This is a genomic window from Acinetobacter pittii ANC 4050 (assembly GCF_000399685.1).
Lineage (GTDB): Bacteria > Pseudomonadota > Gammaproteobacteria > Pseudomonadales > Moraxellaceae > Acinetobacter > Acinetobacter pittii_E.
Genome location: NZ_KB976987.1, coordinates 3,803,774 through 3,821,986, shown reverse-complemented (window position 1 = coordinate 3,821,986; position 18,213 = coordinate 3,803,774). Strand labels below are relative to the sequence as shown.

Sequence of the window (18,213 nt, the reverse complement as noted above, 5' to 3'; positions counted from 1 at the left end):
GTGCAATATATAAAAACCTCGCTCTTTTCGACCAAAGTCTAAAGTTTACATTATAAAATTAAAAAAAAACGCACATCAAGGATGCGCGTTTTCCATTTGTGCAGAATTAACCCGCTTGATCTAATAGCATATTACGGATGTGACCGATTGCTTTTGTAGGGTTTAGACCTTTAGGACATACTGACACACAGTTCATAATACCTTTACAACGGAACAAACTGAACGGATCGTCAAGACGAGCCAAACGGTCTGCAGTAGCAGTATCACGAGAGTCGATAATAAAACGGTATGCATTCAACAATGCTGAAGGACCCAAGAATTTATCAGGGTTCCACCAGAATGATGGGCATGAAGTTGAACAACATGCACAAAGAATACACTCATACAGACCATTTAAGTGTTCACGCTCTTCAGGAGACTGTAAACGCTCTTTAGGTGGAGCTGGCTGGTTATTGATCAAGAATGGCTGAATTTTGTCATATTGATCATAGAATTGGTTCATATCAACAACCAAATCTTTAATAACTGGCAAACCTGGTAATGGACGAATTACAATTTTTTCAGGTAAGTCGTTTAAATTCCATAAACAAGCCAAACCATTTTTACCATTAATATTCACACCATCCGAACCACAAATACCTTCACGGCAAGAACGACGGAATGTTAATGTTTCGTCTTGAACTTTCAATGCAAGTAATGCATCAAGCAACATACGGTGCTTATCAGTCAATTCAAGCTTGAAAGTTTGCATGTACGGCGCTTTATCCTTATCAGGATCATAGCGGTAGATTTCGAATGTACGAGTACCTCTACTCATCTTTATACTCCCGATTAGAATGTACGTGGTGCTGGTGGAATTGCATCAACAGTCAACGGTTTGAAGCGCACTGGCTTATATTCCAAACGGTTGTCTGATGAATACCATAAAGTATGCTTCATCCACTCATCATCACGGCGACCGTATGAATAAGTTGGGTGATCAGCTGGTAATTCATAATCAACTACCGTATGCGCACCACGACATTCTTTACGCGCAGCAGCTGAAATTAATGTCGCTTTTGCAACTTCATATAAGTTTTCAACTTCAAGCGCTTCAACACGTGCAGTGTTAAATACTTTAGACTTATCTTTCAAGTGAATATTACGTACACGTGGCTCAAGAGCAAGGATCTCTTTTACACCTTTATCAAGCAAAGCTTGAGTACGGAATACACCAGCATGGTCTTGAACGATATCACGAATTGCATCAGCAACTTCTTGAGCATTTTCACCAGAAGTTGACTCATCCAACTTACGTACGCGATCTAATGTTTGCTCTAATACGTTTGTTGGAAGCGGTGCATATTCATCGCCATGATGCTTAGTTACGTAGTCGATAATGTGCTCACCAGCAGCTTTACCAAATACAACCAAGTCAAGAAGTGAGTTAGTACCTAAACGGTTTGCACCATGTACTGATACACAAGAACATTCACCAATTGCATAGAAACCTTTTACAGGTTTAGTGTAGTTGTCTGTACCTGCTTCAGGTAAGCACACTTGACCATGCATATTCGTAGGAATACCACCCATTTGATAATGGATTGTTGGTACCACAGGAATTGGTTCTTTAGTAATGTCAACGTTCGCGAATTTTTTACCAATCTCAAATACAGATGGTAAACGCTTCATGATTGTATCAGCACCCAAGTGAGTCATATCAAGTAAGATATAATCACCTTTTGGACCGCAACCACGACCTTCTTTAATTTCTTGGTCCATAGAGCGTGATACGAAGTCACGTGGAGCCAAGTCTTTTAAAGTCGGTGCATAACGCTCCATGAACGGTTCGCCGTCTTTATTACGAAGGATCGCACCTTCACCACGACAACCTTCAGTCAACAATACACCAGCGCCCGCAACACCTGTTGGGTGGAATTGCCAGAATTCCATATCTTGTAATGGAATACCTGCACGAGCAGCCATACCAAGACCGTCACCAGTATTGATATAAGCATTTGTTGATGCACGGTAAACACGACCAGCACCACCAGTCGCAAATAATGTCGCTTTTGCTTGGAATACTGCGATGTTACCAGTTTCTTGGTCAATCGCTGTTACACCAAGAACATCACCTGCTTCGTTACGGATCAAATCAAGCGCGATCCATTCAACGAAGAACTGAGTGCCCATTTTCACGTTGCTTTGATAAAGCGTATGCAATAACGCATGACCTGTACGGTCTGCTGCAGCACAAGCACGTGGAACTGGTTTATCACCATAGTTAGCAGAGTGACCACCGAACGGACGTTGGTAAATTGTACCATCAGCGTTACGGTCAAAAGGCATACCCATGTGTTCAAGTTCATACACAACTTTTGGTGCTTCACGACACATAAATTCAATTGCGTCTTGGTCACCTAACCAGTCAGAACCTTTTACTGTATCGTAAAAGTGGAAATGCCAGTTATCTTCTTGCATGTTACCTAACGACGCACCGATACCACCTTGAGCGGCTACTGTGTGCGAACGTGTCGGGAAAACTTTAGTGAGCACTGCAACCTTCAAACCCGCTTGAGCGAGTTGGTAAGATGCACGCATACCAGAACCACCACCACCAACGATAACTGCATCGAAAGTGAGGTTTTGAATATTTGAATAATCTTCTTTAGGGGTTATCGCGCCCATGATATCTTCCTATCAATTCGCCCAGAAAATCTGGATACCCCAGATTGCGTACACAAACACTGCAATAATGACAGCCGTCGTCAGTACAAGGCGTAAACCTTTCGCTGAAGGACCCATTTGACGTGTAGTGACATAGTCAGTGAAAACTTGCCACATACCAATCCATGCGTGTGCGATAAGCGATAAAATTGCCAATAAAGAAAAAATCTTCATTGGTAATGTCATCATGAAGCCAGCCCACTGTTGATAGTCAAATCCGCCTTTGCAGAGAATCCAACCAAAAAGAACAACAGTATAAGCCGCTAATACAACCGCACTTACACGCTGGATAAACCAATCACGAGAACCTGAACCAGTTAAACCTGTAGCACTTTTCATTAGAACATAATCCATATAAAGGCTGCGATAATGGCTACCACAGATAAGATCAATGAAATTGTCGCTGCAATACGACCACTTTGCAGTTCTTCAGCAAAACCTAAATCTGCAAGTAAGTGCTTAACTCCAGCAATAAAGTGGAATATCAAGCCGGCTGCAAATACCCAAACAACAAAACGTACAAGGATATTTCCAAAAACGACATTTTTAACGTAGTCAAATCCTTCTGGTGAAGATAATGATTTATCTAGAATCCATAAGAGAACTGGTACTAATAAGAAAACGATGACACCTGATAAACGGTGTAAAATTGATGCAATAGCCACGGGTGAGCGTAAATTTACCGCTAACACCTGACCCATGGACAAATTGACAGGTCTGTTGCTTTTCACAGCGGGCATCCTGTAGGTAGAAACTCCGACCGGAGTTTGTTGAATTAATTCCAAGGAAAGCTGGCATTGTTAGGCAAGCACAGCTCATGCCTAACCTATAAACGACACTGAATTATAAAACGCGAAGTATCAAAATACAAACGATCCACTTTGCCTTTTCAGCAAAAAATCATTAAATAAGAATCATTCATAACAATATTCCTTCACTACCCCTATAAAAAGAAGAAGTCCCTACACATCATGTCATTGTTTAAAATAACTTTTTATTTAATTTCATTTTTTCTGAAATTTCTTTTAAATAAGTCTATTTTAGACTAAAGATAAAGTTATAAATTCCTCATATAAATAGAAAAATGATGGCAATACCTCATATTTTGTAATCAGGCCACAATCCAAATAAGTGAAACTACTTATATTCAAATACATATTAGATAATCTACACTACTTTTAAAAAGTTAAATCTATTTAAAAAAATTTCTTATTATTTCAATCATGTCTGATAAGCTATTTTTTATACAATTAAACTTAAAAAAAGAACAATATTCTTTGTTACAACTAAATAAAAATACATTGTTTTTTGATTAGTAATTTTAACTTACATCATGAGTTTTATGATTTTTTTAATTAGATTGGCATTTTCTACCGTCTTATTATTTTGAATTTCAATTTAAAAATTTGCTTACAATTGTACTCACCCTTCATTTTTTTTCTGCACGTTCCTGTTGAATTGACTTATTATACCATCCCGATGCAGTGATTTTACTGACTTTTTTGCTCGGGTCTTGATGACTAACTCTCTGTGGGAACGTCATTTTTTATCCATAAGTATAATTGACAAAATTTCAGTACTCACTAATCTTATAGCAAATTTTGACACCGTCTGATTCGCACATGAGAACATTAGGATTTCGAGTCAGATCAACATTCACCAGGACAGGAGATCTATTGAATGTCTGAAGCAAATGGCAAAAAAGCCGTATTACATCTTGATGGCAAAGAAATTGGTTTACCAATCTACAGTGGCACTTTAGGTCCAGATGTAATTGATGTCAGCAGCATACTGAAAGAAGGTCATTTTACTTTTGATCCTGGTTTTATGGCGACAGCCGCATGCGAATCTAAAATTACTTTCATTGATGGTGACAAAGGTATTTTATTACACCGCGGTTACCCAATTGACCAGTTAGCAACTCAAGCAGACTATCTTGAAACTTGTTATTTATTATTAAATGGCGAGCTCCCAACTGCTGAGCAAAAAGTTGAGTTTGATACGAAAGTTCGTGCTCATACTATGGTTCATGATCAAGTTAGCCGTTTCTTCAATGGTTTCCGTCGTGACGCTCACCCAATGGCGATCATGGTAGGTGTTGTAGGTGCATTATCTGCGTTCTATCACAACAACCTAGATATTGAAGATATCAACCACCGCGAAATTACTGCAATTCGTTTAATTGCAAAAATTCCAACACTTGCTGCTTGGAGTTACAAATACACAGTAGGTCAACCATTCATCTATCCACGTAACGATTTAAGTTATGCGGAAAACTTCTTGCACATGATGTTTGCAACTCCTGCTGACCGTGATTACAAAGTAAATCCTGTTCTTGCTCGCGCAATGGATCGTATTTTCACGCTTCATGCTGACCATGAGCAAAATGCTTCTACATCTACAGTACGTCTTGCTGGTTCTACTGGTGCAAACCCGTATGCATGTATCTCTGCTGGTATCTCTGCACTTTGGGGACCTGCTCACGGTGGTGCAAACGAGGCAGTTCTTAAGATGCTTGATGAAATCGGTAGCGTTGAAAACGTTGCAGAGTTCATGGAAAAAGTTAAACGCAAAGAAGTTAAACTTATGGGCTTCGGTCACCGCGTTTACAAAAACTTCGATCCACGCGCTAAAGTGATGAAGCAAACTTGTGACGAAGTTCTTGAAGCTTTGGGTATCAACGATCCTCAATTAGCACTTGCTATGGAACTTGAGCGTATTGCATTGAACGACCCGTACTTCGTTGAGCGTAAACTTTACCCTAACGTAGACTTCTACTCAGGTATCATCCTTAAAGCGATTGGTATCCCAACAGAAATGTTTACTGTAATCTTCGCTCTTGCACGTACAGTTGGTTGGATCAGCCACTGGTTAGAAATGCATAGCGGTCCTTACAAAATCGGTCGTCCTCGTCAGCTTTATACTGGTGAGACTCAACGCGACATCAAACGTTAATATTCGAAAGAAAATTAATGAAAAAAAGCTGCCTTCTGGCAGCTTTTTTATTTAAGTCTTTTTTCTACTCTAAACTTATTCTTCTTCATACATAGTTAACAAGTGATGGCTAATTCCATCAGCACGTAACCAAGCCAATTCATAGCTCGCTTTAGCCAAAGCTAAAACACGTCTTTCAAATTCTACCCATATGGTTTTGACTTGAGACTCCGAAATACCCAAACCACTCTCGTGTGCAAGATGTTTATTCTTTTCACATATTTTTAAAGCGTGATAAAGCTTACGACCTTGGCTCGCCCCTTCCATTAACCGAACACGCTTACTTAAAATGAAGCCCTCAACATGCTGTAAGTCTGCATGAGGCAGCATCGGTACTAAGATTTGATTCAACTGATCGTCTAAACGCTTCCATACAGCCAAACGCTGCTCTGCTGTATAAGTATTCCATTGAATCACCTCGTGGTTAAAACGACGACAACCACGGCAAACCTGATCACCAAAAACTGTTGAACAACGCCCTGCACATGGGGTGAGAGAGAGCGTTCGATGATCATTACTCAAAACAAACTCCTTAAATAAACCATATACTTTTTATGGTTTTCTCGCTTATTACAAATTTTCGCGCTAAAATATGCGCCTTAAATTTCTATCTTAATACATTTGGAGTTTTCCATGAACGCTACTGTAGAACAGCTTGCACCTGTAGAACAGCAAGCGACCGCAGGTTGGGTTGTTGCCGCACTATATCAATTTAAAGAAGTTCAAGATCCTGCCGATCTTCAACAACGCTTATTAGACTTAGTGAAAACAATTAACCTCTGTGGAACTCTGATTGTAGCAGGTGAAGGAATTAATGGTACTGTTGCTGGCGATCGCGTAGCAATTGATACGTTACATCAATTTTTGCTCAATGAAGGCTTTGCCTCTATGGAATACAAAGAATCCCATAGCTCTGACAAACCTTTCCGCAAAATGAAAATTAAGCTTAAAGAAGAAATTGTAACTTTAGGCGTTGAAGTTAAACCACGCGACTTAGTCGGTCACTACCTTGATCCTAAAGAATGGAATGATTTAATTGCACGTGATGACGTAATTTTAATCGACACACGCAACGACTATGAATATAAAGCAGGTACGTTCAAGGGTGCAATTGACCCTAAAACAGAAACATTCCGTGAGTTCCCAGAATACGTTAAGAAAGAATTAGAGCAACATAAAGATAAAAAAATTGCGATGTTCTGTACTGGCGGTATTCGCTGCGAAAAATCAACTTCTTTACTTCTTCAAGAAGGATTTAAAGAGGTTTACCACCTTAAAGGCGGTATTCTTAAGTATTTAGAAGAAACCCCCGCAGATGAAAGCTTATGGGAAGGTGAATGTTTCGTATTTGATGGTCGTACTGCTGTAACTCATGGCGTCGAAGAAGGCGTTAACATTAAATGTCATGCTTGTGGTTGGCCTTTAACTCCTGAAGAGTCGGCTCTACCTAGTTATGAACACGGTGTTTCTTGCGTTTATTGCATCGACAAGACCACTGAAAAGCAAAAAGCTGGTTTCCGTATGCGCCAGTCACAAATTGCTGCTGCAAAGCGTAAACGTTTATAAAACTATAAAATAGTTTTCAAAGGGCATTTAGATTTCTAAATGCCCTTTTTTATTTTATATCACTTAATTTTTCGTAATAAAAAACGCCCTAGAAAGGACGTTATTTATTATTTCTTCTAATAAATTAATTTGGCGTATGATACATCAAGTATAATTCATTCAAATTATCTGGGATTTCTTCTGCCAGTTCATCCATTAACTGTCCATTACGACGGAAAGATTCCATCTGAGGATCTTCTTCATCAATTCCACTAAATACCATCATTGGTAAAGTTAAATCAATTAGTTGTTCTTCGTATTCAGGTGCAAACCATGCATCTTCATTTAAGAACATTGCATCAACAAATCCAACACTCCAGTCACCTAAGCTAGACTCAACATCGGCTTCTTCAATTTCAAACGGAAATTCAATCCCATTTTCATTTGCTAAGTCTTGTCGAATTGACTCTAACCATTCTTTGATCTGCTGAATAATTTCGGCAGGAACCTTTTTATGGTTATTATCAAATAATTCATCCAACCAACGATCAAACTGAGGGCCTACTGCAATTGCACACAGAAAACCATGAGTTGCAGCGAAATCTAGACCATACTCATTGTGGTCTCCATCTAGATATTCACTTAATTGGTCTAAATCTAACGCACTCATTGTGTTACCTGACTATAAAAAAGAAATCTACGATAGCATAGCATCTAAGCTGACGATGCCCTATTCAGATTTGATTAGTCTTCATCATCAAGATCATCATCGTCTAAATCGTAATCAAAATCTTTTAACTCACGCTCTAAACGACGTTGAGCCAATAGATCATCAATTAATCTACGTTTTTCTAATGATTCTTTCGCAGTGATTTTGCCTGATGACTCATCAAAACCGACATCATCATCATCACCGTAGTTATCATCTAATTCAAAATCTGTAGAAGACACTAAAACTACCTCTAATGAAAAAATGTGAATGGGTCTAGCCGCTATTTATCTTGCTTATTTACCCGTGTCAAGTTTTATTTATATTTTTTTCATTAAACTGCATATTTGTACTTTTTTTCACCCAAAAAATTGTGTATTTATAAACCTGAACTATTTTTTTGATCAAAAAAAAATTCTATGATCTTTTCGATGATTTAAGCTTGAAAAAAATGATTTTAGCCCAATATTCAAAAAACAGACGTGAATTCAAAGATATTTTTTATTTAACGGTTACTGATCAAAGCCAAAACATTTCAAGCAAATTGTGCTATCATGCACGGTTTTTCACTGCCACAGATTCAACAAAGAGTAAGCAAAGATGAGCGATATGCATTCCCCTACTTCTCAAGTAGCGGCTCTGATTAGCCGAGGCAAAGAACAAGGTTACTTAACTTACGCTGAGGTTAACGATCATCTGCCGGACTCGATTACTGAAAGCGAACAGATTGAAGACATTATTCAAATGCTTCAAGACGTTGGTATTCCTGTACACGAGCGTGCACCTGAATCTGACGATACCATGTTCGGTGAGTCGGCTGAAGCAACTGATGAGGTTGCTGAAGAAGAAGCTGCTGCCGTACTTGCATCGGTTGAAAATGAGCCTGGACGTACGACAGACCCTGTACGTATGTACATGCGTGAAATGGGTACAGTTGAGCTGTTAACCCGTGAAGGTGAAATCAGCATTGCCAAACGTATTGAAGAAGGTATCCGTGATGTCCTTAATTCAATCGCTTACTGGCCAAATGCTGTTGAAGTTGTATTAAAAGAATATAATGATTTCTTAACTGGCGAACGTCGTCTTGCCGATATTTTATCTGGTTATCTCGATCCTGAAACTGATGAAGATATTCCAGAAGTTTTAGAAGAAGTTGAAGAGCTTGAAGAAGAAGACGAATCATCTTCAAAATCAACCAAAGAAGTTAAGCTTGATGATGACGATGAAGAAGAAGAGTCTGAAGGTGATGATGACTCTGAAGGTGATTCAGGTCCAGACCCTGAAGTAGCGAAAGTTCGTTTTACTGAACTAGAAGCTGCTTGGGCTAAAACAAAAGCTGCAGTTGAAAAACATGGTCGTAATAGCCCAGAGGCTGAAGAAGCTTTAGAAGCTTTAGCTACTGTATTCATGATGTTTAAATTTACACCTCGTTTATTCGATATCATTTCTGAAATGATTCGTGGCACACATGAGCAAATTCGTGCCAATGAACGTGAAATCATGCGTTATGCAGTACGTCGTGGCCGTATGGACCGTACTCAATTCCGTACATCTTTCCCTAAACAAGAATCTAATCCAGCTTGGTTAGACGAACAAATTGCTAAAGCTCCTGCTGAAATCAAGGCACATTTAGAAAAAGTTCGTCCTGATGTTTTAGCATTCCAGCAAAAGATTGCAGATATTGAGAAAGAGCTTAGTTTAAGCGTTGCTGAAATTAAAGATATCTCTAAACGTATGGCAATTGGCGAAGCGAAAGCACGTCGTGCCAAGAAAGAAATGGTAGAAGCCAACCTTCGTTTGGTAATTTCGATTGCGAAGAAATATACCAACCGTGGTTTACAGTTCCTTGACTTGATTCAAGAAGGGAACATTGGTTTGATGAAAGCTGTAGACAAGTTTGAATACCGTCGTGGTTATAAATTCTCGACTTATGCAACTTGGTGGATTCGTCAGGCAATTACCCGTTCGATCGCCGATCAGGCTCGTACAATTCGTATTCCAGTACATATGATTGAAACGATTAACAAGATCAACCGTGTATCTCGTCAATTGTTACAAGAAATGGGCCGTGAACCAACACCTGAAGAATTAGGTGAACGTTTAGAAATGGATGAAGTTAAGGTTCGTAAAGTACTTAAAATTGCGAAAGAACCGATCTCGATGGAAACACCTATTGGTGATGATGAAGATTCGCATCTTGGCGATTTCATTGAAGATCAAAACATCACTTCTCCAATTGATGCTGCGACTTCAGAAGGCTTAAAAGAAGCAACTCGTGAAGTATTGGAAAACTTAACTGAACGTGAAGCGAAAGTATTGAAGATGCGTTTTGGTATTGATATGCCAACCGATCACACACTTGAAGAAGTAGGTAAACAATTTGACGTAACACGTGAACGTATTCGTCAGATTGAAGCGAAAGCATTGCGTAAATTACGCCACCCTTCTCGTTCTGAACACTTACGTTCTTTCTTGGAAAATGACTAATTTTTGAAAGCTTGAAATTTCAAAACCAAGCCCCATTTAATAGAAAGAGCTATAAACGCCTGCGATAATGCAGGCGTTTCAAATCATGAGGTAACTTATGTTAGACCGCACTCCATCTCGCGAACTACAAGAACATCTTTGGGTATTTCCGATGGATTATCCAATTAAACTTATTGGCGATGCGGGTGAAGAATTACGTGTTGCTGTAGTCGATATTTTGGTGAAACATTTCCCAGACTTCGATGACTCAACATTAAAAGTTCAAGAATCTCGCACCGGCAAGTATCATTCTTTAACAGCACAATTGCGCTTTGAAGAATTAGAACAAGTTCATGCACTTTATGCTGACTTGGCTGCTTGTCCGCAGATTAGAACTGCGCTTTAATTTTAAGTTCTTCAATGAATACCACAGTTAGACATTCTTACTGTGGTATTTTTTTTGGAAATTTTAAAGTTAACGAATCATGAAAAGCCCTACAAATATTTAGAATTCCTTTTATAAAATCCTTTAAAATTACAAAGTTTTCGGCTTTTATCTCATAGATGTTAACTGGATGCCGCATAAACTAACTTATAGGAAGATATTGTGATGAGCCTTGATAAACCCGACTTGATCATTCGGCAATGGAACGATTTACAAGATTATCAAAGCAAGTTTGAAACCATGAAACTCTTAACAAATGAGCGTGATCAAGATACACCTGATGAGTTATGGTTACTTCAACATCATAATGTCTTAACCCAAGGTCAAGCTGGTAAACCTGAACACATCCTAATTTCATCAAATATTCCCGTAGTACAAACTGACCGTGGTGGGCAAGTAACTTGGCATGGACCAGGTCAGCTTGTTGCCTACTTCATGTTTGATCTTAATCGTCTAAAATGGAACGTACGTACATTGGTCAGTTTTGCTGAACAATTCATGATAGATATTTTGAAAAAATACGGAATTGAAGCATATGCCAAGCCCGATGCTCCTGGAGTATATGTAGATGGTCGTAAAATTGGTTCTTTAGGTTTTAAAATTCGTCGTGGCCGTAGCTATCATGGATTAGCATTAAACTTGGACTGTGCGTTAGATGGGTTCCAAACTATCAATCCTTGCGGTTACGCAGGTTTAGAAATGGTCCGTATACAAGATTTAGTGACTCCCTATCCATCATTCACTCAACTTTGCCAAGACTTTATTGAGTATATTAAGAATACTGGGTACTTTAATGACCCAGAAGTCAAATCTGAATAAATCGCTTTGCGATGAAATAAAAATGGATTAGAGTAATTACTCTAAATTTGCTTTTGCATAATTTTAACAAGGGATACACGAGTGATTTCGACAAAAGCTGTAAAGCCTACTCTGCAACTTGCCTATGTTAAGCTCATGATGGATGTTATTGGTCGTGGCTTAGTCATGGCGAGTCAAGTGGACACTGAAATACAAGAGGAAGTATCTAAATTTCCTGTTCACTTTGTACTTTCAATGAATGTTTTCCCAAATGGACCAGCATTTTTTGCTCGGGTCACAGAAGACAAACAGTTAGAGCTACTCAAAAGAGCTGAAAGAAAGCCGGACTTAACCATCACATTCAAACATGTAACTCATGCCTTTTTAGTGTTTTCTTTTCAAGAAAGTACTGCTCAAGCATTTGCTAATGACCGAATGATCGCCGATGGTGATGTGTCTGCTGGAATCCGCTTTGTTCGTTGTTTAAATAGAATGGAATCTCTTATTTTACCTAAATTGGTTGCGTCACTTGCAGTCAAAGAATACCCAACAGAACTCACCCTAAAAGAAAAATTCAACGAGGCTGCAAATATTTACTTAAAAGTAGCCAAATCCTATTTCAAGCGGAGCGCATAACATGGCTAAACCATATTACGAATTCTTTTGTCCTGTAAAAGTCATTGCTGGTAACGCTGCGTTAGAACATATTCCATTTGAACTTGCAACTTTAGGTGCAAAACGTCCTCTTATCATTACAGATAAAGGTGTACGTGCGAATGGTTTGTTGTCCCCGATTGAAGCTGCATTTAGTACTACAGATACTGTTATTGCTCATGTCTTTGATGATGTACCACCTGATTCAAGTTTAGAAGTGGTTCGTTTGGCAGCAGAAGCTTATCGTACCAATAAATGTGATGCGATTATTGCAGTAGGTGGTGGTTCAGTTATTGACACCTCTAAAGCCACTAACATTTTAGTATCTGAAGGTGGAGATGACCTTCTGCAATATGTTGGCGCACATAACTTACCAAAACCATTAAAACCATTTTTTGTAATTCCCACAACTTCAGGTACTGGATCTGAAGTGACTATGGTTGCTGTGGTTTCAGATACACAAAAGAATATTAAATTAGCATTCACATCTGCCTACCTCATGCCACATGCAGCGATTTTAGATCCACGCATGACCCTTACACTACCACCTCATTTAACCGCAATGACAGGTATGGATGCTTTAACGCATTGTGTTGAAGCCTATACATGTTTGGCTGCTAATCCATTAAGTGATGCATATGCAAGTGCGGGGATTAAGAAAATTAGTGAAAACTTATTTAATGTCTTAGAAAATCCAAATGACCAGCAAGGTCGTTTAGAACTAGCACAAGCCTCAACAATGGCGGGAATTGCATTTTCTAATTCAATGGTAGGACTTGTACACTCTTTAGGACATGCTTTAGGTGCTGTTGCTCACCTGCCCCATGGGTTATGCATGAATTTATTCTTACCTTATGTGCTTGAATATAATAAGCAGGTAAATGGGCAGAAAGTTGGTGAGTTACTATTACCGTTAGCTGGTGCTGATATCTATGCCCAAACTCCAGCAACTCAACGAGCAGATAGAGCAATTGCTACGATTTTGGCAATGCGTGACCGTCTATTTACTTTAACCAAGTTACCACGCACTTTACGCGAAACAGGTAAAGTAAATGAAGCTCAGCTCGATGAAATTGCAGAAAAAGCACTAAATGATGGCTCAATTATTTACAATCCTAAAGAAGCTAGCTTAAAAGATATTCGATATATCTTACAAAAAGCATGGTAATTCGATAAGTTAAATTTGAACCTCAATTCTAAAGGTCTGATTTTTAAACAAAATCAGACCTTTTTTATAGTCATGAATTTTTGTTCATCATTTTATTTGGAAATATGGCAAAAAATTTGCTAAAAAATCGATGAAAGTACTGACAATTTGCATCAATTTAGGATAGATTGGCGCACTTTATCTTTTTCTGTAGGGGGGATCGTTCGTCTCAAACGATCCTTAACACCAAGCTGATCCTTGATCAACGATTATGAGGATAACGCCGTTGACAAATTTATCTGGGACTAAACCAACAGCTAAACTTCAAAAGAATCTTGTGCTTTGGCACATTATTATTATTGGTTTAGCTTACATTCAGCCATTAACGTTATTCGATACTTTTGGTTTAGTATCAGAGCGAAGTGGCGGTCATGTACCAACTTCCTACATCTTTGCATTAGTCGCAATTTTATTAACATCGATCAGTTATGGACATATGATTAAGCGCTACCCTTCTTCTGGGTCAGCCTATACTTATGCCCAAAAATCAATTCATCCTAATGTTGGTTTTATGGTGGGTTGGTCTTCTTGGTTAGACTATTTACTGTCACCGCTTGTTAATATTATTTTGGCAGATATTTATCTAAGAGCTCTTTTTCCAGAGGTAAATAACTGGCTATGGGTGATTGGTTTAACCACCCTAATGACCGTTATTAACTTATTTGGTGCACGATTTGTCGCGCGTTTTAACAGTACGATCGTTGTTATTCAGCTTGGCGTAATTTTTTATTTCGTTTATCAGGTATATATTTTACTTACTCAAGGTGTATATGCAGACGGAACTTTAAATCCGGATAAAGCTGCGTTGTGGTCATTGACTCCTTTTTGGAACGACATGACATCTGTAAGTGCCTTAATTGCTGGTGCTACTGTACTCTGCTTCTCTTTCACTGGGTTTGATGCTTTATCTTCTCTCGCCGAAGAAACAAAAGACGCCGAGAAAACACTTCCGAAAGCTATTTTCACTACGGCATTACTTGCAGGTATTATTTTTATTGTAAGTACTTACTTCATCCAATTATATTTCCCAAGTAACCCAAATGCTTACTTTAATCCCCTCGATGAGTCACAGCCAGTGATGGTCGCTGCGATTGGTAGTATTGCATTTAAAACTTTGGTTTTATATTTTGCTGTAGTCGCTGTTATGGCATCGGGTATTTCTGCTCATGCAGGCGTATCTCGTTTAATGTATGTGATGGGACGCGACGGCGTAATCAACAAGAAATTATTTGGTCATATTAGTCCAAAACTACACACTCCAACTTACAACATTCTTATTGTAGGTGTAGTTGCTTTATCTGCTGGTTTCTTAGATCTTGAGCATATTGTCAACTTGATTAGTTTTGGTGCTTTAACCGCTTTTAGTTTTGTTAACTTCTCTGTTATTTCTCGCTATGCATTAAGAGATGGCAAGAATAAAACGTTTAAAGACATCGTCAATTATATTGTTATACCAACACTTGGTTTTGCCAGTGTGTTTATGATGTGGCTTGAGATTGATAAGCTTGCCTTACAAATTGGCTTAGCTTGGGCGGTTATTGGTGTAGGTTATTTGGCCTACAAAACCAAAGGCTTCAAATATAATGCTCCGCAGCATAATGAACATGAATAATAAAAAAGGCGCTTAAAGCGCCTTTTTTATGGTCAAATTAACCAAAAATTTTGTTCACAATCTTTTGTACACGTTGAGCATAAAGCTTCGCTGTTTCAAGATCTCCAGTAGGAACTTCCTCTACACTTGCATCTGAAGGTGATTGAACCAAAAGCCCAACTGAACCGCCTAAGTTATTTACATCCTCACGTGTTGCATCTTTTGTATTTGCTGGTAATAAACCAAGGCTCACCCAGATTCCACCATGCTGCGAAGCTAAAGTTTGTAATTGAATAAGAGTAACCTGCTTATCGCCATTTAAGCTCGCGCTGTTTGTAAAACCTGCAAAGACTTTATCTTGCCAACCACGTGTAAACCACACTTTCGAAGTTGCATCAGCAAACTTTTTAAACTGCCATGGTGCTGTGCCCATATAAGTCGGAGCACCAAAAACAATCCCCTTTGCATCATTTAATGTCTGCCAATCTTGATCAGTAATATTACCTTCCTGATCAATTTGAATGAGCTGAGCATTAATTTCATTTGCAAACGTTTCAGCCACTACTTTGGTATGGCCATAACCAGAGAAATATACAACCGCGATATTAGAATTAGACATGGGAGCAAACCTTTGTTTTATTAAATTCCACTTTATGATATATTTTAGAAACTAGGTGTCAATTAGTTACTAACTGGTAACTATGGTAATTTTTTAAGAAATTAGTAGGTAAATAATATGAATGAATGTCTAAAATATAATATTTTTCAACAACATTGCCCTGCTCGTTTATTTTTTGAAAAAATTGCAGATAAGTGGGTTTTATTGATTTTAAATGTGCTTGAAGAGGAAACTCAGCACTTCAATTTGCTCAAAAAGAATATACAAGGCATTTCTCCTAAAGTCTTATCACAAAAACTAAAAATGCTAGAAAGAGATGGTTTTATCGAACGTAAAATCCAGAATACCTCTCCTATTCGTGTTGATTACTCACTGACTTCTTTAGGGCAAAATGTAGCTGCAATGGCCTTCCAATTAAAGGAATGGGCTGAAACCAATATTGAACAGGTTTTAGCAGCCCAAATGACTTATGACGAAAAAGCATTAGAACAGGCTTAAATAATTTAGAAAAAAATAAGGCCACAACTGTGACCTTATTTTTATTTAAAAACTATTAACTTATCCTAAGTTTTTAAAACCCTGCTGACGCCATGCTTCATAAACAATTACGGCGGTTGCATTAGATAAATTTAAACTTCTTGAGTTTTCAGCCATCGGCAAACGAATCCACTGTTCTTGTGGAAATATTAAGCGAACATGCTCAGGCAAACCACGTGTTTCTGGCCCCATCAGTAAAGCCACAGGCCGGTTCAAATCAACCGTATGTGGAGTTGCAGAACCTTTAGTTGTGAGGGGAAAAACATGCTCGACACCTTTAGCTTTTAAATCTGCAAGGCAAAGCTCTATATTGTCCCAAATCTGCATACGTGCCCATTCATGATAATCAAGGCCTGCTCGTTTGAGCTTTTTATCATCTAATTCAAAACCTAGAGGTTTGACTAAATGCAACTGTGCGCCCGTATTAGCACATAAACGAATGATATTGCCTGTATTGGCAGGAATTTCAGGCTCGTATAGGACAACATGAATCACAAATTTTCTCGACTTAAATAACCAGCAATAAACTCAAATGAGCTTATTGCCATTTCAACTGTTCACGTAAACTTACCACTTCACCAATAATAGTTAAAGTTGGCGCCACGATATGATGTTCAGATACTTTAGTTGCGATATCAGCTAATGTTCCAACAACAACTTTCTGTTCTGGTGTGGTTCCTTTAGAAATTAAAGCCACCGGCATATTGGCACGCTGACCATGAGCAATAAGTTGCTCACAAATACGCTCCAAGCCAACTAGCCCCATATATAAAACCAAAGTTTGATTTTCATAAACCAGCTCATTCCAAGGAAGTTCAGGTGAACCTTCCTTTAAATGCCCAGTCAAGAAACGAACACTTTGTGCATAATCACGATGTGTTAAAGGAATACCTGCATAAGCTGAACAGCCTGATGCTGCAGTTATACCCGGCACAACTTGGAAAGTGACATTCGCTTCAACCAGCTCTTGAATTTCTTCACCACCACGCCCAAAGATAAACGGATCACCACCTTTTAGACGACAAACACGCTTTCCTTTTTGAGCATACTCAACCAGTAAAGCATTGATGCCATCTTGGGGAACAGAGTGATTCGAACGAGCTTTACCCACATAAATTTTAGTCGCATCACGGCGGCAAAGTTCTAAAATGGGTGCAGAAACAAGACGATCATAAATCACGACATCTGCTTGTTGCATAAGACGTAATGCTTTTAGTGTCAGCAACTCTGGATCGCCGGGTCCAGCCCCTACCAAATAAACCTCACCTTTAGGTGCAGTCCATTCTGTTAAGGCTTGCTGAATCAAATCATTTGCAACGTCTAAATTGTCATTAAAAACTTGTTCTTTTAATGGGCTAGCATAGAGGTTTTCCCAAAAGATTCGACGCTCATCTGGGTTAATAATCTTTTCTTTTACTTGCTTACGCCATTGACCAGAAAACTCAGCCAATTTACCCATGCCATGTGGAACAATCGTTTCGATTTGAGTACGAAGTTGTCTAGATAAAACTGGCGATGCACCATTTGAGGCAACAGAAATAATCAATGGAGAACGATCAATAATCGCTGGAACCATAAAACGGCAGTGCGGAATATCATCGACACTATTTACTAGTAAATTACGCGCTTCACATTGCTCAAAAACAGCTTTGTTCACCTGCGCATCATTAGTTGCGGCAATGACTAATCGATAAGACGTATTTAATACTTTTTCGGCAAAAGACTCAGCAAAATACTCTCCACCAGTCGTTTTGACCAACTGTAAAAGCTGCTCTTCAATTGCAGGAGCAATAATATCAATTACCGCTCCTGCTTTGGCTAGAAGGTTTGCTTTACGTAGCGCAATATGCCCACCACCCACAATCAGACAACGTTGCTTTTGCAACTTTAAAGAGATTGGAAAAATATCCACCTTAAACCTCTACATGAATCATCTGATTTA

General features: G+C 38.7%; 20 protein-coding genes. 10 read left to right on the top strand and 10 right to left on the bottom strand.

The window, feature by feature from the left end; all coding sequences use genetic code 11:
* Positions 1-106: 106 nt before the first annotated feature.
* Genes sdhB through sdhC form a run of 4 tightly spaced genes read right to left on the bottom strand, consistent with a single transcriptional unit; the run spans position 107 to position 3,446 of the window.
* On the bottom strand, positions 107-817 hold the full coding sequence (sdhB, locus tag F931_RS21765; protein ID WP_004705893.1) for a succinate dehydrogenase iron-sulfur subunit: 711 nt from the start codon (positions 815-817) through the stop codon (positions 107-109).
* A gap of 14 nt (positions 818-831) precedes the next feature.
* A complete protein-coding gene (gene sdhA, locus F931_RS21760) occupies positions 832-2,667 on the bottom strand; it encodes a succinate dehydrogenase flavoprotein subunit (RefSeq protein WP_002116225.1) in 1,836 nt (611 codons plus the stop codon).
* Between the two features lie 12 nt (positions 2,668-2,679).
* Positions 2,680-3,045 (bottom strand): succinate dehydrogenase, hydrophobic membrane anchor protein, encoded by a 366-nt coding sequence (gene sdhD / locus F931_RS21755; protein WP_000833672.1) that lies wholly within the window; start codon positions 3,043-3,045, stop codon positions 2,680-2,682.
* On the bottom strand, positions 3,045-3,446 hold the full coding sequence (gene sdhC, locus F931_RS21750) for a succinate dehydrogenase, cytochrome b556 subunit (protein ID WP_080649565.1): 402 nt from the start codon (positions 3,444-3,446) through the stop codon (positions 3,045-3,047). Before sdhC ends, sdhD begins: the two co-directional genes overlap by 1 nt.
* Before the next feature lie 471 nt (positions 3,447-3,917).
* Between sdhC and F931_RS22335 the strand changes: the two genes are divergently transcribed.
* Together F931_RS22335 and gltA are read left to right on the top strand one after the other, a co-directional pair.
* Positions 3,918-4,022 carry a hypothetical protein gene (locus F931_RS22335; RefSeq protein ID WP_080649564.1) on the top strand — a complete coding sequence of 35 codons (105 nt, stop codon included), beginning with the start codon at positions 3,918-3,920 and terminating at the stop codon, positions 4,020-4,022.
* Between the two features lie 364 nt (positions 4,023-4,386).
* Positions 4,387-5,661, top strand: coding sequence for a citrate synthase (gene gltA, locus F931_RS21745; protein ID WP_002116327.1), 1,275 nt, complete (start codon positions 4,387-4,389; stop codon positions 5,659-5,661).
* Positions 5,662-5,736: 75 nt separating this feature from the next.
* On the opposite strand, the gene F931_RS21740 is transcribed toward gltA, so the two are convergent.
* On the bottom strand, positions 5,737-6,222 hold the full coding sequence (locus F931_RS21740) for a DUF1289 domain-containing protein (RefSeq protein WP_005064555.1): 486 nt from the start codon (positions 6,220-6,222) through the stop codon (positions 5,737-5,739).
* 111 nt (positions 6,223-6,333) lie between these two features.
* Between F931_RS21740 and F931_RS21735 the strand changes: the two genes are divergently transcribed.
* Entirely contained in the window at positions 6,334-7,266 is a 933-nt protein-coding gene (locus F931_RS21735; protein ID WP_016143213.1) for an oxygen-dependent tRNA uridine(34) hydroxylase TrhO, read from the top strand.
* A gap of 124 nt (positions 7,267-7,390) precedes the next feature.
* On the opposite strand, the gene F931_RS21730 is transcribed toward F931_RS21735, so the two are convergent.
* A complete protein-coding gene (locus F931_RS21730) occupies positions 7,391-7,915 on the bottom strand; it encodes a YecA/YgfB family protein (protein WP_016143212.1) in 525 nt (174 codons plus the stop codon).
* A gap of 74 nt (positions 7,916-7,989) precedes the next feature.
* Entirely contained in the window at positions 7,990-8,196 is a 207-nt protein-coding gene (locus tag F931_RS21725; RefSeq protein WP_002116495.1) for a PA3496 family putative envelope integrity protein, read from the bottom strand.
* Positions 8,197-8,554: 358 nt separating this feature from the next.
* On the opposite strand from F931_RS21725, the gene rpoD reads away from it, so the two are divergent.
* The 6 genes from rpoD (at position 8,555) to yeeF (ending at position 15,136) form a co-directional block, all read left to right on the top strand.
* On the top strand, positions 8,555-10,441 hold the full coding sequence (rpoD, locus tag F931_RS21715; protein WP_016143211.1) for an RNA polymerase sigma factor RpoD: 1,887 nt from the start codon (positions 8,555-8,557) through the stop codon (positions 10,439-10,441).
* Between the two features lie 97 nt (positions 10,442-10,538).
* Positions 10,539-10,826 carry a YbeD family protein gene (locus F931_RS21710; RefSeq protein WP_016143210.1) on the top strand — a complete coding sequence of 96 codons (288 nt, stop codon included), beginning with the start codon at positions 10,539-10,541 and terminating at the stop codon, positions 10,824-10,826.
* 204 nt (positions 10,827-11,030) lie between these two features.
* Positions 11,031-11,684: a lipoyl(octanoyl) transferase LipB gene (lipB, locus tag F931_RS21705; protein WP_016143209.1), complete on the top strand. Its 654-nt coding sequence runs from the start codon at positions 11,031-11,033 to the stop codon at positions 11,682-11,684.
* Positions 11,685-11,765: 81 nt separating this feature from the next.
* Positions 11,766-12,299 (top strand): hypothetical protein, encoded by a 534-nt coding sequence (locus F931_RS21700; RefSeq protein WP_016143208.1) that lies wholly within the window; start codon positions 11,766-11,768, stop codon positions 12,297-12,299.
* A gap of 1 nt (position 12,300) precedes the next feature.
* Complete coding sequence (gene dhaT / locus F931_RS21695; RefSeq protein WP_016143207.1) at positions 12,301-13,485, top strand: iron-containing alcohol dehydrogenase; 1,185 nt, start codon at positions 12,301-12,303, stop codon at positions 13,483-13,485.
* 265 nt (positions 13,486-13,750) lie between these two features.
* Positions 13,751-15,136 (top strand): APC family permease, encoded by a 1,386-nt coding sequence (gene yeeF / locus F931_RS21690; protein ID WP_025470464.1) that lies wholly within the window; start codon positions 13,751-13,753, stop codon positions 15,134-15,136.
* Between the two features lie 37 nt (positions 15,137-15,173).
* Here the strand turns inward: yeeF and F931_RS21685 are convergent, their stop codons facing one another.
* Positions 15,174-15,734 (bottom strand): flavodoxin family protein, encoded by a 561-nt coding sequence (locus F931_RS21685; RefSeq protein WP_016143205.1) that lies wholly within the window; start codon positions 15,732-15,734, stop codon positions 15,174-15,176.
* A 117-nt stretch (positions 15,735-15,851) separates the two neighbouring features.
* On the opposite strand from F931_RS21685, the gene F931_RS21680 reads away from it, so the two are divergent.
* Positions 15,852-16,232 carry a winged helix-turn-helix transcriptional regulator gene (locus F931_RS21680; protein ID WP_016143204.1) on the top strand — a complete coding sequence of 127 codons (381 nt, stop codon included), beginning with the start codon at positions 15,852-15,854 and terminating at the stop codon, positions 16,230-16,232.
* 60 nt (positions 16,233-16,292) lie between these two features.
* Here the strand turns inward: F931_RS21680 and F931_RS21675 are convergent, their stop codons facing one another.
* Together F931_RS21675 and cysG are read right to left on the bottom strand one after the other, a co-directional pair.
* Positions 16,293-16,766 carry a tRNA (cytidine(34)-2'-O)-methyltransferase gene (locus F931_RS21675; protein ID WP_016143203.1) on the bottom strand — a complete coding sequence of 158 codons (474 nt, stop codon included), beginning with the start codon at positions 16,764-16,766 and terminating at the stop codon, positions 16,293-16,295.
* A gap of 43 nt (positions 16,767-16,809) precedes the next feature.
* Positions 16,810-18,183: a siroheme synthase CysG gene (cysG, locus tag F931_RS21670; RefSeq protein ID WP_016143202.1), complete on the bottom strand. Its 1,374-nt coding sequence runs from the start codon at positions 18,181-18,183 to the stop codon at positions 16,810-16,812.
* Between the last annotated feature and the right edge of the window lie 30 nt (positions 18,184-18,213).

Bases quoted from the DNA above. Each gene is read 5' to 3' on its own strand.
- sdhB (WP_004705893.1), bottom strand. From the start codon at position 817: ATGAGTAGAGGTACTCGTACATTCGAAATCTACCGCTATGATCCTGAT.
- sdhA (WP_002116225.1), bottom strand. From the start codon at position 2,667: ATGGGCGCGATAACCCCTAAAGAAGATTATTCAAATATTCAAAACCTC.
- sdhD (WP_000833672.1), bottom strand. From the start codon at position 3,045: ATGAAAAGTGCTACAGGTTTAACTGGTTCAGGTTCTCGTGATTGGTTT.
- sdhC (WP_080649565.1), bottom strand. From the start codon at position 3,446: ATGCCCGCTGTGAAAAGCAACAGACCTGTCAATTTGTCCATGGGTCAG.
- gltA (WP_002116327.1), top strand. From the start codon at position 4,387: ATGTCTGAAGCAAATGGCAAAAAAGCCGTATTACATCTTGATGGCAAA.
- F931_RS21735 (WP_016143213.1), top strand. From the start codon at position 6,334: ATGAACGCTACTGTAGAACAGCTTGCACCTGTAGAACAGCAAGCGACC.
- F931_RS21730 (WP_016143212.1), bottom strand. From the start codon at position 7,915: ATGAGTGCGTTAGATTTAGACCAATTAAGTGAATATCTAGATGGAGAC.
- rpoD (WP_016143211.1), top strand. From the start codon at position 8,555: ATGAGCGATATGCATTCCCCTACTTCTCAAGTAGCGGCTCTGATTAGC.
- F931_RS21710 (WP_016143210.1), top strand. From the start codon at position 10,539: ATGTTAGACCGCACTCCATCTCGCGAACTACAAGAACATCTTTGGGTA.
- lipB (WP_016143209.1), top strand. From the start codon at position 11,031: ATGAGCCTTGATAAACCCGACTTGATCATTCGGCAATGGAACGATTTA.
- dhaT (WP_016143207.1), top strand. From the start codon at position 12,301: ATGGCTAAACCATATTACGAATTCTTTTGTCCTGTAAAAGTCATTGCT.
- F931_RS21685 (WP_016143205.1), bottom strand. From the start codon at position 15,734: ATGTCTAATTCTAATATCGCGGTTGTATATTTCTCTGGTTATGGCCAT.
- F931_RS21680 (WP_016143204.1), top strand. From the start codon at position 15,852: ATGAATGAATGTCTAAAATATAATATTTTTCAACAACATTGCCCTGCT.